General features: G+C 54.5%; 13 protein-coding genes and 1 tRNA gene. 8 read left to right on the plus strand and 6 right to left on the minus strand.

Going from position 1 to position 14,306, the window contains the following annotated elements:
* Positions 1-6: 6 nt before the first annotated feature.
* The 8 genes from KHU30_RS22610 to rffA all read left to right on the plus strand — a co-directional run bounded on the left by KHU30_RS22610 (position 7) and on the right by rffA (position 8,001).
* Complete coding sequence (locus tag KHU30_RS22610) at positions 7-831, plus strand: phytanoyl-CoA dioxygenase family protein (RefSeq protein ID WP_230427536.1); 825 nt, start codon at positions 7-9, stop codon at positions 829-831.
* A 273-nt stretch (positions 832-1,104) separates the two neighbouring features.
* Positions 1,105-1,740, plus strand: coding sequence for a class I SAM-dependent methyltransferase (locus KHU30_RS22615; protein ID WP_211444859.1), 636 nt, complete (start codon positions 1,105-1,107; stop codon positions 1,738-1,740).
* On the plus strand, positions 1,737-2,402 hold the full coding sequence (locus KHU30_RS22620; protein WP_211444860.1) for an acetyltransferase: 666 nt from the start codon (positions 1,737-1,739) through the stop codon (positions 2,400-2,402). Before KHU30_RS22615 ends, KHU30_RS22620 begins: the two co-directional genes overlap by 4 nt.
* 10 nt (positions 2,403-2,412) lie before the next feature.
* Entirely contained in the window at positions 2,413-3,324 is a 912-nt protein-coding gene (locus KHU30_RS22625; protein WP_211444861.1) for a glycoside hydrolase family protein, read from the plus strand.
* Positions 3,317-3,739, plus strand: coding sequence for a GtrA family protein (locus KHU30_RS22630; protein WP_211444862.1), 423 nt, complete (start codon positions 3,317-3,319; stop codon positions 3,737-3,739). Before KHU30_RS22625 ends, KHU30_RS22630 begins: the two co-directional genes overlap by 8 nt.
* Positions 3,736-4,608, plus strand: a complete 873-nt coding sequence (locus KHU30_RS22635) for a class I SAM-dependent methyltransferase (protein ID WP_211444863.1) — start codon at positions 3,736-3,738, stop codon at positions 4,606-4,608. Before KHU30_RS22630 ends, KHU30_RS22635 begins: the two co-directional genes overlap by 4 nt.
* Positions 4,605-6,743 carry a hypothetical protein gene (locus KHU30_RS22640; protein WP_211444864.1) on the plus strand — a complete coding sequence of 713 codons (2,139 nt, stop codon included), beginning with the start codon at positions 4,605-4,607 and terminating at the stop codon, positions 6,741-6,743. The genes KHU30_RS22635 and KHU30_RS22640 overlap by 4 nt, the downstream gene beginning before the upstream one ends.
* Before the next feature lie 106 nt (positions 6,744-6,849).
* A complete protein-coding gene (gene rffA, locus KHU30_RS22645; protein WP_211444865.1) occupies positions 6,850-8,001 on the plus strand; it encodes a dTDP-4-amino-4,6-dideoxygalactose transaminase in 1,152 nt (383 codons plus the stop codon).
* 83 nt (positions 8,002-8,084) lie between these two features.
* On the opposite strand, the gene KHU30_RS22650 is transcribed toward rffA, so the two are convergent.
* The 6 genes from KHU30_RS22650 to fdxH form a co-directional block, all read right to left on the minus strand.
* Positions 8,085-8,180 (minus strand) — tRNA-Sec (locus tag KHU30_RS22650).
* 40 nt (positions 8,181-8,220) lie between these two features.
* A complete protein-coding gene (gene selB, locus KHU30_RS22655; RefSeq protein ID WP_211444866.1) occupies positions 8,221-10,161 on the minus strand; it encodes a selenocysteine-specific translation elongation factor in 1,941 nt (646 codons plus the stop codon).
* Entirely contained in the window at positions 10,158-11,600 is a 1,443-nt protein-coding gene (gene selA / locus KHU30_RS22660) for an L-seryl-tRNA(Sec) selenium transferase (RefSeq protein ID WP_211444867.1), read from the minus strand. The genes selB and selA overlap by 4 nt, the downstream gene beginning before the upstream one ends.
* Positions 11,601-12,548 (minus strand): formate dehydrogenase accessory protein FdhE, encoded by a 948-nt coding sequence (gene fdhE, locus KHU30_RS22665; protein ID WP_211444868.1) that lies wholly within the window; start codon positions 12,546-12,548, stop codon positions 11,601-11,603.
* 138 nt (positions 12,549-12,686) lie between these two features.
* Positions 12,687-13,328: a formate dehydrogenase subunit gamma gene (locus tag KHU30_RS22670; protein WP_211444869.1), complete on the minus strand. Its 642-nt coding sequence runs from the start codon at positions 13,326-13,328 to the stop codon at positions 12,687-12,689.
* Complete coding sequence (fdxH, locus tag KHU30_RS22675) at positions 13,325-14,299, minus strand: formate dehydrogenase subunit beta (protein WP_211444870.1); 975 nt, start codon at positions 14,297-14,299, stop codon at positions 13,325-13,327. Before fdxH ends, KHU30_RS22670 begins: the two co-directional genes overlap by 4 nt.
* Positions 14,300-14,306 lie beyond the last annotated feature (7 nt).

Raw genomic sequence — 14,306 nt, forward strand, 5'->3', positions numbered from 1 at the left:
GATAATATGAATACAACGCCATCTGGCGATATTCCTTTTTATGGAGTATTGAAAAGAGATATCTCTGCCACAATGATTGAGAAAGCCGTCGAAGAGATACGCAACCTTGGATTTACGGTAGTTCCTTCCGGATTTTCTGATGCTGAACTAAAGATAATTTCCGAAAGATTCGATTTGTTGCGCTTAGAATATGCAAAAAAGTTTGGAGAAAGCTATCTAGAAAATATTGATGAACACAACACTCTCCGATTACCTCTGGCGTTTGATTCTTGTTTCCTCGATCTGGCAGCCAATTCAAATGTCATCGAAATTATTAGCAAACTTATCGTTGGAAAATTTATTTTGAATCAACAAAATGGGATCATCAATCCTGCGGGAAAAATTTATAATCAGGGAGCATGGCATAGAGATCTTCCATATCAGCATTTTGTGTCATCGACACCATTGGCTATCAATGCGTTGTTTTGTGTCGACGAGTTCAATCTGAATAATGGGGCGACTCATGTTCTGCCTGCTAGTCATAGGCAGGAATCATTTCCATCAGATGCATATATCATAAAAAATGAAGTTCAGGTGAAAGCCGCTGCAGGTTCTTTCATCTTGATTGATTGCATGGCTTTTCACCGTGGTGGCAGAAATTTATCAGAAAAAAACAGGCGTGCTGTAAATCATGTTTATACGATTCCTTTGATGAAACAGCAGATCGATATACCTGCGATACTGAGTAACATGGATTTCGACGCTAAAGTCAAAGATTTACTCGGGTTTAAATACAAAGTCCCTCAATCGATCGAAGCTTTTCTCTTATCAAGGGAATTGACTGGCCTTTGATGTTGGCATATGTGATTTTATTGCTATCTGAAAAATAGTAAAAATGGATGTAAACAATTTTGTTAATGTGCGCTCGACTATTTATATTTCCGATATTACTGTGTGGTATTTGGAAAAGCGTGGAAAATTGGATAATACTTCGATATTCCGAGCGTCAGCGACCGCTCTTTTTTTGATACTGGTTGTAGGGAAAATGGCAGCACTAATAAAACCTACGCTCTTAAAAATTGAGTAGAGCGCCTGTTTGTTGTTGATGTCAAAGATTGGATATGCGTGAATAAAGAAAATAATGAGCTTTTGTCGGATGTGGCTGGTTATTACTCTGCCAAATTAGCGACACATGGCGAGACGCCACTTGGCGTTGACTGGAATGGTGAGGCAAGCCAGATATTGCGTTTTGAGCAGTTGTGCAAACTGGTTACGCAGCCTAAAGGTTTCTCACTTGCAGACCTTGGATGTGGTTACGGCGCCTTGTTCGAGTATTTGGTACCGCATTATGAGAGCTTTACTTACATTGGTTGCGACGTGTCTAATGATATGGTGCGAGCCGCGCAGGCACGCTATGAAAAGAGCGCCAATGCCAGCTTCGTGGTCACGTCTGAACCTCTTGAGGTAACGGACTACGTTATAGCAAGCGGTATTTTCAATGTCCGGCTAGAACGCAGCGATGAGGAGTGGCGGGACTATCTCGAGACGACTTTGGATATATTGGACCGCAGCAGTCGTTTTGGGTTTGCTTTTAATTGTCTGACTTCGTATTCGGATCCCGATAAGATGCGGGACTATTTATATTACGCAAATCCTGGTGAGTTATTTGATTTATGCAAACAACGCTATTCTCGCAATGTCGCGTTGCTGCATGACTACGGACTATATGAGTTCACTATATTGGTGAGAAAAATCCTATGAAAAGGCAACTGATCATTTTTGGATCTGGAGATATTGCCGAATTGGCTCACTACTATTTTTCGACGGACTCCGACTATGAAGTCGTCGCCTTCACGGTAGATGCCGAGTACCTTGTTTCGCCCGAATTTTGTGGATTACCCGTAGTGCCGTTTGGCGAGCTGAGAAATTTCTTCTCGCCGGACAATCACGAGATCTTCATCGCATTGAGCTATTCCAAGCTCAATCAATTGCGCAAGGAAAAATACCTTGCTGCGAAAGCCTTGAATTATCGCTTGGCCAGTTATGTGAGTTCCCGTGCCACAGTGCTCAATGATGGAGTGATTGGTGACAATTGCTTTATCCTGGAAGACAACACCATTCAGCCTTTCGTCACGATAGGTAGTAACGTGACTCTCTGGAGCGGCAATCATATCGGGCATCATTCGACTATTCACGATCATTGCTTCATCGCATCTCATGTGGTGATTTCTGGCGGGGTCGAAGTCGGAGAATCCTGTTTTATTGGCGTTAATGCGACATTGCGTGATCACATCAAAATTGGTGAAAAATGCGTGATTGGTGCTGGGGCGCTGTTGTTGGCCGATGCAGAACCAGAAGGGGTTTATATCTCCGAAGTTGCTGCACGCTCCAAGGTGCCAAGTTCTCGTCTGAGAAAAATTTAAGGGGAGACTGATGCGCTGGATCAAACATGGACAACTTTATTGTCCTGAGGCGACTCACCCTAAACTGGCAAGTCATGCCGCCAACCCGTTGGCCCTCCTTTTGGATGGTGATGTGTACCGTGTTTTTTATAGCGGTCGGGATATGCAAAATCGCTCGTCGGTAGGGTATGTGGATGTGGACGTAGTGAAGCGGGAGGTCATCTACATTCACGATCAGCCTATATTCGAGCATGGACCACAAGGCAGCTTCTACTCGCATGGCGTTAGCATAGGCAACTGCTATGAAGTTGATGGGTGTCGCTACATTTTATTCATGGGGTGGCAATATCCTCCCGATGGCCACTGGCGAGGAGATATTGGCCGCCTGATATTAGACTCCGACCTCTCTCTTCGTCTCGACAGCGATGAACCGTTCATCTCTATCGATGAAATTGATCCGGTAAGTCTTTCGTATCCGTGGGTTATGCGCGACGAAAGCGATGTTTATCGTATGTGGTATGGATCGACAGTGACCTGGGACGCCGGGAACGGTGAAATGCTGCACGTAATCAATCATGCTGCTTCGAATAACGGGCATCATTGGCAGCGTGGTGGTCTTGCCATTCCGTATCGGTTAGGTATTGCTCAAGCATTTTCACGTCCATCCGTTATTGGGAACCGATCTGACGGTTATCAAATGTGGTTCTCGTACCGAAGCGGCTCGGGCGAAAAATACCGGATCGGTTATGCGTATAGCCGCGATGGAGAAACCTGGGAGCTCCGATTGGACGAAGTCGGGATCGATGTTTCATCCGATGGCTGGGATTCCGAAATGATCGAATACCCTTTTGTTTTTGATCACAAAGGACAACGTTTGATGCTGTACAACGGCAACGGCAACGGAAAAACGGGATTTGGTATTGCGGTGCTGGAAAATGAATAAATCCATGGCGGTACATAAGTCGGCGGTGCAGTTGTTCCGCTATGGCGTGGTCGGCATTGCAAGCAATCTCGCTGGATATTTGCTTTTCTTACTAATTACATACATTGGTGTTGAGCCAAAAATTGCAATGACATTGTTGTATGCGGCCGGAGCCACGGCAGGTTTTTTTGGGAATCGACGCTGGGCTTTTGCTCACGAAGGCGCACTATTGGAAGCCGGTACTCGATATGTTATTGCGCACTTGTTTGGATACATGATTAATTTTTTTATCTTACTAACGTTCGTCGATGTGCTGGGATATTCTCACCAAAAAGTGCAGGCAGTCGCGATTATTGTGGTGGCTGGTTTTCTTTTCGTGGTCTTCAAATATTTCGTTTTCTCAAAAAAACAGAGTTGCAAGGAGGGACATGAATGAAAAAATGCCTCTCATGTTCTACCCGCTTTCCTGCGCCAAATTCCAGTTGCCCGGCTTGCGGATGGACCCCAGGCACATATGCGGGTTTTCCAGCGTATGCACCTGCTCTGGCTCAGGAAGGCGGTGGCTTCAAGGCGGCTTACTTCGCTGACTTGGCTCGACGCGAAGCCAGGCATTTCTGGTTTCGTGGCCGCAATCGTTTAATCATTTGGGCGCTAGAAAAATATTGCCCTGGGTTTCGCTCATTTCTTGAGGTCGGCTGCGGTACCGGATATGTATTGTCAGGTATCGCCAAGGCTCATGCTGGTGCGCAGCTTCATGGCAGCGAAATATTTGCGACTGGGTTGGCTTTCGCTGCTGAGCGACAACCAGGTATCGATTTCATGCAAATGGATGCAAGAAATATTCCGTTTGTTGAAGAATTTGAGGCGATAGGTGCTTTTGATGTATTGGAGCACATCGAAGAAGACGAGCAGGTTCTGGCTCAGATGCATGATGCTTTGAAACCAGGCGGAGTCGTGCTGCTTACAGTTCCGCAGCATGCCTGGCTGTGGAGCCCGATTGATGACTATGCTTGTCATGTGCGGCGTTACTCTGCTAAAGAACTGCGCTTGAAAGTCAATGCAGCTGGCTTTGAAATTCTGCGTAGCACCTCATTCGTGTCAAGCCTGCTTCTTGCAATGTTTGTTTCCCGTATGTTCCAAAAACGAAAATCGGAGAAAAAGATGGATGCCACTGCGGAACTCAGAATTTCGAGTTGGCTAAATTATCTTTTCGAAGCAATGCTGAGTGCGGAAGTGGCCCTGATCCGTGCCGGCATCGATTTGCCGATAGGTGGTTCTCGTTTGATTGTGGCAAGAAAATTATGACTACCATGCATCACCAAACTCACCAGGCGCCTATACAGCATCAGGTAATTGGAAAAACGATATTTTCGAACAGGGATTTGCCAGAGACGTTGCTGCTCTGTTTTGGTTTTGCATTGGCATTATTGATCCCGGTCGTGGTGGGCGCGGGTAGCCTCTCCCCGTTGCGGATGGCGGCTGTTTGTCTTATATCTGTAGCGTCGGTGTTTTTCGGGCGGGCATTGGGACTCATATTGCAACTGCCCAGGAAATCCGGGTTTGCGGCTGCATTTGAAATTGTGGTGGGATTTTCCGCATTGAGTCTATTGCACCTCTCAGTCACGGCTATTATGAACCTGAGTACCGGTGTAGCCGTTTTGGCTGATGCAATGATACTTTTGGTTTTTTGCGGTATGGTCGAACGCAGGGTAACGCCACAAAAATCATCATGTGCCGGCCAGTTTCAGCGTAGTGCCCACGCATTTCGATCAACGATGATCGATGTCGCTGTTTTACTGATGATCTCGATTTTCGTGACTGTATGGGCAAGGGAGGCTCTGGCATCGGTCCGCAGCGCAGAGGTGACGGGCGTATTTCGGGTATGGAGCGATTTTTTGCTGCAGGCCGCAGAAATCAAATATCTTGAGGACTACCCTTCCTTTGCCAAGCATTCAATCTATTTAGCTGATACCCACCAAGCGCTTTACCACAGGGCGAGTTACGCCTTATCAGCGATTTACTCATGGATGACAAAGGATCCCGAGCTTGAAACGTCGACTTACTTCTGGATGCCAACGGGCCTAATTTTGCTAGGACTGGGAGCATATGGCCTTGGTACAGCCCTCGCGGGACGAATAGCCGGCTGCATTGCCGTCATGGCGCTTTTTATGCTGCCCGATGCGTCCATGTATTGGTTTAAGAACGGTTATTTCGCATTTCATTGGTTAATACAGGTCGCGCCTGGCGCCGGGTATGCTCTCGCACTTGTGCTTATCGCCCTTGGCGTTTATGTACTTGGAGTTGCCAGTTCACGCTTCCAGCTGATGCTTGTGGCGGCGTTCCTGACCCTAATCTCTGCTGCGTTCCGTGTACATATTGCGATTCCGGCGATCATGTTGTTCGCGTGTTTGCTTCTGCAGTGCTGGCAGCCGGTAAAGTCCTGGCATCGCTCCGCCGCCATTCTTGCCATGCTGTTAATCGGGATTGCCGCGATGGTATTCATGGAGAGCGTGACGTTCGCTCCGCATCTGCTGACCGGCCAGAGAGATGGATTACTTTATATCGAAGCAGTGCATGCCGCTACGCCGACAGCATACGAGGGCTTCTATGCAAAAGCGACTGCAGGTGCTGGTGACATCTGGAAAGGCATTCTTGGATATGCTTTGATACTTCCGGCGCAGTATGGAGCAATATTGCCAGCCCTATTAGTGCTGATTTTCCTGAGAATACGATCGTCAACGGCAATCTGGGCAGTGGATATCATTCCATTTTTGCTGTTGGCTGTGCATTGTGCGATAACTTTCTTGTTACCGACGCCGAGCAACGGGGATATTACAGAATGGAGCCACCGATCGTTCGTGTTGCTCTATGCTGTCCTTCTGATATTTATGGTGACATGGATGTGGCCCATGGCTAGCGATGCATATCTTCGTGGAAGAAAGTTCTGGAGGCTGCAGGTTGTCGGGGCATTGGTTATTTCTTGTGTTGGCATGATCGTTCCGTGGCAATACGGGAAAAGGGTGCAAGAGGGTTCGCTGCGAGATGGCCCGAGCGCGTGCGCTACAGTTATTTCAGGAGACATGTTCAAAATGAGCCGCTACGTGCGCGAGCATGCTCATAGTGGGGACAGAATGCTCATGTCCAATGGTGATCCCATCGCTCTCGGAGTAGCTTTGACGGGCTTGCAGGCATATGTATCACGGGAGCAGTTGTTTCAAAAAGTAGGGGGAGATGTGGCAAAGGTTGCCGCATCTCGCAGCGCAGAAAACCGACGGTTAAGCGATATTACAAATTTTGAAGGCCTGTCAGCCTTCGGTCGGAAAGCTGGAGTCCGCTGGTATATCCTGCAACCGGGGGATATGCCTGGCTGGTCCAGAGAATTGCTTGATCGAGCCGTATTTGTAAGCGGCAATTTGCGAGTCTTTGATTTGCAGTCCTGATGGACATCTTAAGCTTCTAGAAGCAGTGCTTCCGATTCAAGCCGCTTGGCAATCGACCGTTGATTGACCTTCATTCACTAGCAGTCAATTTATAATTACTACTCTAATGACAGAAAAGCATATTCCCTTCAATTGGCCGCACATGACTGGCAAGGAACTCTACTATATCGCCGAATCCCATTTCAATGGGCGGCTGGCTGGAGACGGACCTTTCACCAAACGCTGTCATGCATGGCTTGAACAGCGCAGTGGTTGCGCTAAAGTGCTGTTGACTCATTCATGCACGGCAGCGCTTGAGATGGCGGCGCTGTTGTTGGATATTGAGCCGGGCGACGAAGTCATCATGCCGTCATTTACTTTTGTATCGACTGCAAATGCCTTTGTATTGCGCGGCGCGGTGCCGGTGTTTGTGGATGTCCGAGATGACACATTCAATCTTGACGAGCGCCTCATAGAGTCAGCGATCACCTCTCGGACGAGAGCGATCGTGCCGGTTCATTACGCGGGAGTGGCTTGTGAAATGGATACAATCTTGGACATCGCCAGACGCCACGGCCTGAAAGTGGTGGAGGATGCGGCTCAAGGTGTAATGGCGAGCTACAAAGGACGCGCGCTGGGCAGCATCGGCGATCTGGGGGCTTATAGTTTCCATGAAACCAAGAACGTTATTTCCGGTGAGGGTGGCAGTCTGCTTGTGAATGACGCGGATTTAGCGTTGCGCGCCGAAATTATTCGAGAAAAGGGCACCGATCGTAGCCAATTCTTTCGCGGAGAAGTGGATAAATATACGTGGAAGGAAGTGGGTTCTTCATTCTTGCCTGGCGAGTTGGTCGCAGCGTTCTTGTGGGCGCAACTTGAGGAGGCGGACCGCATTACTCAAGAACGCCTTGCCAGCTGGGAGCGTTATCACGCATTGATGGCGCCGCTGGCTGACAAGGGCCTCTTGCGTCGCCCAATAGTGCCGAATGAGTGCCAGCACAACGCGCATATGTACTATGTTCTGTTGTCTGAGGACGTAGATCGGCTGGCTATCCTTGCGGAGTTGAAGGGCAACGATATATCTTCAGTGTTTCACTATGTGCCCCTGCATTCTTCTCCGGCCGGACAAAAATATGGCCGCTCGCATGGGAATCTTTCTGTTACCGATTCGGTTTCTGAAAAGTTGATTCGTTTGCCGCTATGGGTCGGGCTCACTGAGGCGCAACAGGACAAGGTGGCCAAAGTGCTGACTAAGGCGCTCAACATGAATTCTGCATAGTTTCAGCGAGAACTGGAAAAGCTGCACATTCGATGCGTGATGGCAAAGCACGAGCGGCGTCGACAATACGCGGCACTGGTCGTTGGCGGAAGGCAGCAGGAGTCGAACCTACCCGGGAGTGACTGGCACCCCCCACCGGGTTTGAAGCCCGGCCGCATCACCGGATACGTGTGCCTTCCTTGCTGCGCTATCTTATCCTGATTCGCAATTTCTACGTCATCAGAACCAGTCCAGGTCGCCGCCGCGCAACACGTGCGCATCGCGCAGGCGGCGGGTATAGCCTATGCGATCGAAAAATTCCAGGATCTGTATCGCCCGTTTGCGCCCGATGCCGGTGGCGTCGCGCCAGCTTGCAGCGCTCACTCCGGCAGCAGCCGAAGCGTTGCTCTCCGTCTCTTGCTGTGCAATCAGGCTGGCCATCAGCGCAGCCAGTTCGCGCATGCGTTCATGGTGATAAAACAGATCCCGCTCAATCTGATAAACCGATCCTTGCCGCAGCAATTTGCGCAGCAACTGGCGCACTTGTTCTTCAGGCAGGGAATGGAGCCGTGCCAGGTCGCGCACCCACGGCGGATCGAAACCTGCGGCGGCAAGCGCGGCCAGCAGTTGCGTCGCCAGCGCCTGTTCGCTTTCCGACAGCGCTACCGCATGCTGCGGCAGATGCAGCCACGGACCGCTACGCCGTATCGTGCCGTCCTCGATGAGAGATGTCAGAACCGCCAGCCACAGCGCGGTGTCCAGCGTCGGCTGCGCCATACGTCGCAGACGTCCGCCATCGACGCCTTGCTCATCGGGAAAACGCGCATGGAAATCCGTGAGCGCGTCGACCGCACATGCTTTCAGAGATTGCCATTGGGTCGACAGCATGACAAATCTATCCTGTTCCAGTGAGCCGGTCGCGATCGTCTGCGCATCGGGCGGAAAAGGCAGGGCATCTGATGGCAAGCCGCTGAGTTGCATCAGCGTCGACAGGCGCAAGCCGCCGGGCGAGGTTGCTTGCAGCAATACCTTGAGGTCGGCGCCGCTCAGCATTTTCTCGATCGCATCAAGCCAGGCTTGCCGCTCCGGTGTGCGCCGCTTTCTGGCCGGCGCGGTCGGATCGAGTACGTGGCCGCCGCCGATTGTCATGTTGGCCTGCGCATTGCGGACGATAAAACGGTCGCCTGGGGTCGCGCAGACGGCGGATTCAAACTGCAGCTGCGCCCGGCAGCGATTGCCGGCGTTCAGGGCATTCCCCTCCAGCAGGGTGACGTGTGCAAGCTGGTGCGAGGTGCCGAGATGGACGTGCAGGAGAGAACGGTTGCGCAGCACCAGGCCGGCGCTGGCCGACAGCTGCAACGCGACGTCAACCCGGGTCGACGGCGTTAGTGCGCGCGGATCCGCCAGCCAGTCGCCGCGTTTGATAGCGTCCTTGTCAATGCCGCTCAGGTTGAGCGCGCAGCGCTGGCCGGCGCTGCCGGCGGCGGCGGGGCGGTTTTGTACGTGCAGGCTACGCACACGCACCGTATCGCCGGCCGGCATCAGCGTCAGATGATCGCCGCTGCGGACCTGGCCGGAGAAAACGGTGCCGGTAGCCACCGTGCCGTGTCCCGGCAGGGTGAACACCCGGTCTATCGCCAGCCGGAACAGCCCATTGGCGCGGCGCGGCGGCATGCTTTGCGCTACGGCATGCAGATGCTGTTGCAGGGCCGTGGTTCCGGCATCTTGCGGCAGGTGCGCCGCCACGTTGAATATCGGGACGCCAGCCAGCCTGCTGCTCGCCAGCAGGGCTTCAATCTCAATGGTGACATCGGCAATGCGCGCCTCATCGACACGGTCGATTTTGGTCAGGGCAACGGCGCCGGCATCGACGCCCAGCCACTGGAGTATTTCCAGGTGCTCACGTGTCTGCGGCATGACGCCGTCGTCGGCGGCGATCACCAGCAGTGCGAAATCGATGCCGCTGGCCCCGGCCACCATGGTGTGCACCAGGCGCTCGTGGCCGGGAACGTCGATGAACCCCAGTACCTCGCCATTCGGCAGCGCGGTGTAGGCGTAGCCTAGTTCAATCGATATGCCGCGTTCCTGTTCTTCCTTGAGACGGTCGGTGTTGACGCCGGTCAGCGCTTTGATCAGCGTGGTCTTGCCGTGATCGATATGCCCGGCGGTGCCGACGATCATAGAGACAATTCCTGCAGTTGCGAGATGAAGCTGGCTTCCTCGTGTTGTTCCAGGCAGCGGCAATCCAGCCACAGGGCGTCGTTGGCGATGCGTCCGACCACCGGCCGCGGCAGCTGCCGCAGCGCCCGTTCCAGCCTGTCGAGCGCGCGGCCGTGGCGCTTGCCGTCGGCATTGTCGGCGCGCAGCACCAAGCCGTGGCTCGGCAGCTGGTCGACCGGCAAGGCGCCGCTGCCGATCTGGCTGAACATGGCTTCAGCGGCCACCGTGTAGCGGTTTTCCAGCGCCTTCTGCAACGCCGGCAACAGGCGTTCCGCCTGTGCTCGTATTTGCGCTTGCGGGCGGGTCAGCAGGCGCAGGGTGGTAAGCCGTTCGGCCAGGAATTCCGGCGCGAGATACAGGCGCAGCACCGGCTCCAGTGCGGCCAGGGTCAGCTTGCCGACGCGCAGCGCACGCTTCAGCGGATTTTTTTTGATGCGGCTTATCAGGTCGGCGCGGCCGACGATGATGCCGCACTGTGGCCCGCCCAGCAGCTTGTCGCCGCTGAAGGTCACCAGGTCGGCGCCCTGGCGGATGGTTTCGCGCACCGTGGCTTCGTTGGGCAAGCCCCATTGCGTCAGGTCAAGCAGTGTACCGCTGCCAAGATCTACCGTCACGGCTACGCCGCGCGGTCGCGCCAGTTCCGCCAGCGCGGCGACATCGACGCTGCTGGTGAAGCCGCTGATGGCGTAATTGCTGCAATGGACTTTCATCAGCATGGCGCTGCGGGAGTTGATGGCGTTGGCATAATCGGCAGGATGGGTGCGGTTGGTACTGCCGACTTCGACCAGTTTTGCGCCGGCGCGCTGCATGATGTCGGGCACCCGGAAGGCGCCGCCGATTTCCACCAGTTCACCGCGCGAGACAATCACTTCTTTCTTTTGCGCCAGCGCATTCAGCATCAGGAATACTGCGGCGGCGTTGTTGTTGACGACGGTCACGGCTTCCGCGCCGGTGAGTTCGCGCAAGATATCTTCCACCAGGCTGTCGCGGTCGCCGCGGCCGCCGGTCTCCAGGTCGAACTCGAGATTGCCGGGCGAGGTCATGGCGCTGACCACGGCCTGCACCGCTTCGTCTGGCAGCAGCGCGCGTCCCAGGTTGGTATGCAGTACGGTGCCGCTGAGATTGAACATCGCACGCAGGTGCAGGCGGCTGGCGTCAGTCAGTTGTTGCCCTACCGACGCGCAGAGCTGGAAGTCCTCGATGTCGATGACTGCGAGTTTGCCAGCCACGGCTTGGGCCCTGAGTCCATCCAGATGCTTGCGCACCGCGGCGGTTACCTGGGTGCGCCCATATTGCGCCAGCAAAGGCTTGAACTGCGGCAGATTCAGAACCCGGTCCACCGAGGGAATGCCGCTGGCTGAAGCCAGCGGCGGACTGCTGAGCGGGTTCGTGGCGCGCATTCAGTCCTCCGCCGCTTGCCACAGCAAGGGATTGCCCTGACGCCGCGCATAAACGGTTTCACCCATCAGCAGATCCAGCGTCAGGCTGGCCAGGTCGTCCGCAACGGGTTCTATGTAAGGATCTTTTTCCTGGTAAAAAATCTTCAGCCAGCTATGGCATTCATCGCAGGTTTCCGCCTTGATGGCGGCCGCGCCGGCAGCCTGCTCGTCTTCTATGGATTGATAAGCGATGCCTTTGGTGGAATCGCAGTACGCGCATTTGATGCGCACCATATGCCATTCGGCGGCGCACATGCCGCATTGCAGGTAACGATGGCCTTGCGACTGGCCATCCATCCGCACCACGCTGGCAACCGGCATGGAACCGCAGCAGGGACACAAGCCCGGCGTGTCCAGCAATGGCACGTCGCGGACATCAAAACGCGTCACCAGATCGCTGCAGATCACCTGCAGGGCGGCGACGTAGAACGGGGCGCTGGCCGGATCGACGATTTCATTATTGCGCCGCAAGATGGCTTCGGCCTGGCTGTCGCGCTGGTTGGCGCCGGTTTGCCGGATGCGCTCTATCAGTTGCATCAGCGTCGGCGGCAGGCCGCTGACTTTTGCCAGCTGCTCCAGCAACTGATCCAGCACTGTCTGCCAATGCGGGCTGCGTACCTGGTCTGTCGCCAGGATCAGCGGCAGCAGATGCGCTTGGGCCAGGTTGTGGCGCGCCTGGCCGCGGGCATGGCTGTCCGGTTCGCCGCTCAGGTCGTTCAATGCCTGTTGCTGGGCCTGCGCCAGCGATGCCATCAGGTTCAGGTAGTCGCCGATAGGATTGCCTGCCGCCAGCTGTTTCAGGCGCCGCGCGCGGTCGCTGAAAATACTGGCGCGCTGCGGCAGCCGGATGCGCGGAATCGCGTTGTGATCCAGCGCTTCGATTTCGCCTGGTTCAAGGATACGTTGCAAGGTAGTTCCTTTTTTCGCAGCAATCGGCAACCGCGGAAATCGCGGAAAAGCATGCCGCTGTTTATTTTCGTGAATTACCTTTTGATGCGCAAGTTGCTAATGTAGCTTAATTATCCTGCAAGATTCGCATGGTTAATTTTACTCCCCGGTCATTTTTCTGTACCAGTCCGCATGATGCTTGCGCGCCCAGGCTCGGCTGACCGTGCCGCGCGTCATGGCGCCGACTGTTCCTTTGACCCAGATGGCGGCATAGATATGCACCACGATGCCCGCGATCAGGACAAAGCCGCACAGCGCGTGCAGCACCACCGCAAGCCTGATCACAAAGATAGGGAACAGCCAGGAGAACCAGGCGCGCCAGATGACGATGCCGGACAGCAGCAAGCCAGCCATGCAGGCGAGCATTACCCAGAACAACAGCTTCTGCCCACCGTTGTAGCGTCCCACCGGCGGCAGGTTTTCTTCGCGGTTGTTGATGACGTCGCCGACGTTTTTCAGCCAGGTAATGTCATTTTTCTCGACCAGGTTATGGCGCCAGAAACGCAGCGCCAGCAGCGTAAAGAAGACAAACATCAGCAGCCCGATGAAGGGATGCAGGATGCGGGTCCAGGGGCCGCCGCCCAGCACAAAATTGAGCCAGAACATCGCCGGATGGAACAGGGCCAGGCCCGACAGCGCCAGCACCACGAAAGTGATGGCGACCAGCCAGTGATTGATGCGTTCGCCGGCGTTGTAACGGACGATCTTGTCTTTGTCTGCATCTCGCTGGTGCTTGTTCATGGTGGCAGATCCTGTGCGTTGATGTTGGGATCGTTCGCATTGTTCTCGGGCGACGTCAGCAGAGCGGCGCGCTTGGAGGCGTCGGTTTCTTCCTTTTCCACGGCCTTGTCTTCATCCGTGACTTCGTTCGGGCCGACCTTGATGTAATGGAAGAAGCCGGCCAGCGCGGTCAGTGCGATACCGGCCAGCGCCAATGGCTTGGCCGCGCCTTTCCACAGCGAGACCAAGGGGCTGATGCGCGGATTGTCCGGCAAGCCGTGATACAGCGACGGCTTGTCGGCATGGTGCAGCACATACATCACATGGGTGCCGCCCACGCCCGGCGGATCGTACAAGCCGGCCTGGGCAAAGCCGCGTTCCTTGAGGTCGACGATGCGTTCCGCCGCGTGCTCCTTCATGTCTTCCTTGGTGCCGAAGACGATGGCGCCGGTCGGGCAGGTCTTGACGCAGGCCGGTTCCTGGCCGACGGCGACCCGGTCCGAGCACAGCGTGCACTTGTAGGCCTTGTTGTCTTTCTTCGAAATGCGCGGCACATCGAACGGACAACCGGTCACGCAGTAACCGCAGCCGATGCAGTTTTCTTCATGAAAATCGACGATGCCGTTGTTGTACTGGACGATCGCGCCGGGTGACGGGCATGCCTTGAGGCAGCCGGGATCTTCGCAGTGCATGCAGCCGTCCTTGCGGATCAGCCATTCCAGGTTGCCGTCGGGATTTTCGTACTCCGAAAAGCGCATCACGGTCCACGAGTGTTCCGTCATGTCGGGCGGATTGTCGAGCACGCCGACATTGACGCCGACCTCGTCGCGCAGGTCGTTCCACTCCATGCAGGCGGTCTGGCAGGCTTTGCAGCCTATGCATTTGGTGACGTCGATCAGCTTGGCGACAGTGCCGGTCACCGGTTCGCGCACGCCGGGCGGGGCCGTGGTGGTGGCGGAGACGCGCTTGATATCTAGGGATTGCAGGGCCATGGTTTCT

Source organism: Collimonas humicola, assembly GCF_018304945.1.
Classification (GTDB): Bacteria; Pseudomonadota; Gammaproteobacteria; order Burkholderiales; family Burkholderiaceae_D; genus Collimonas; species Collimonas humicola.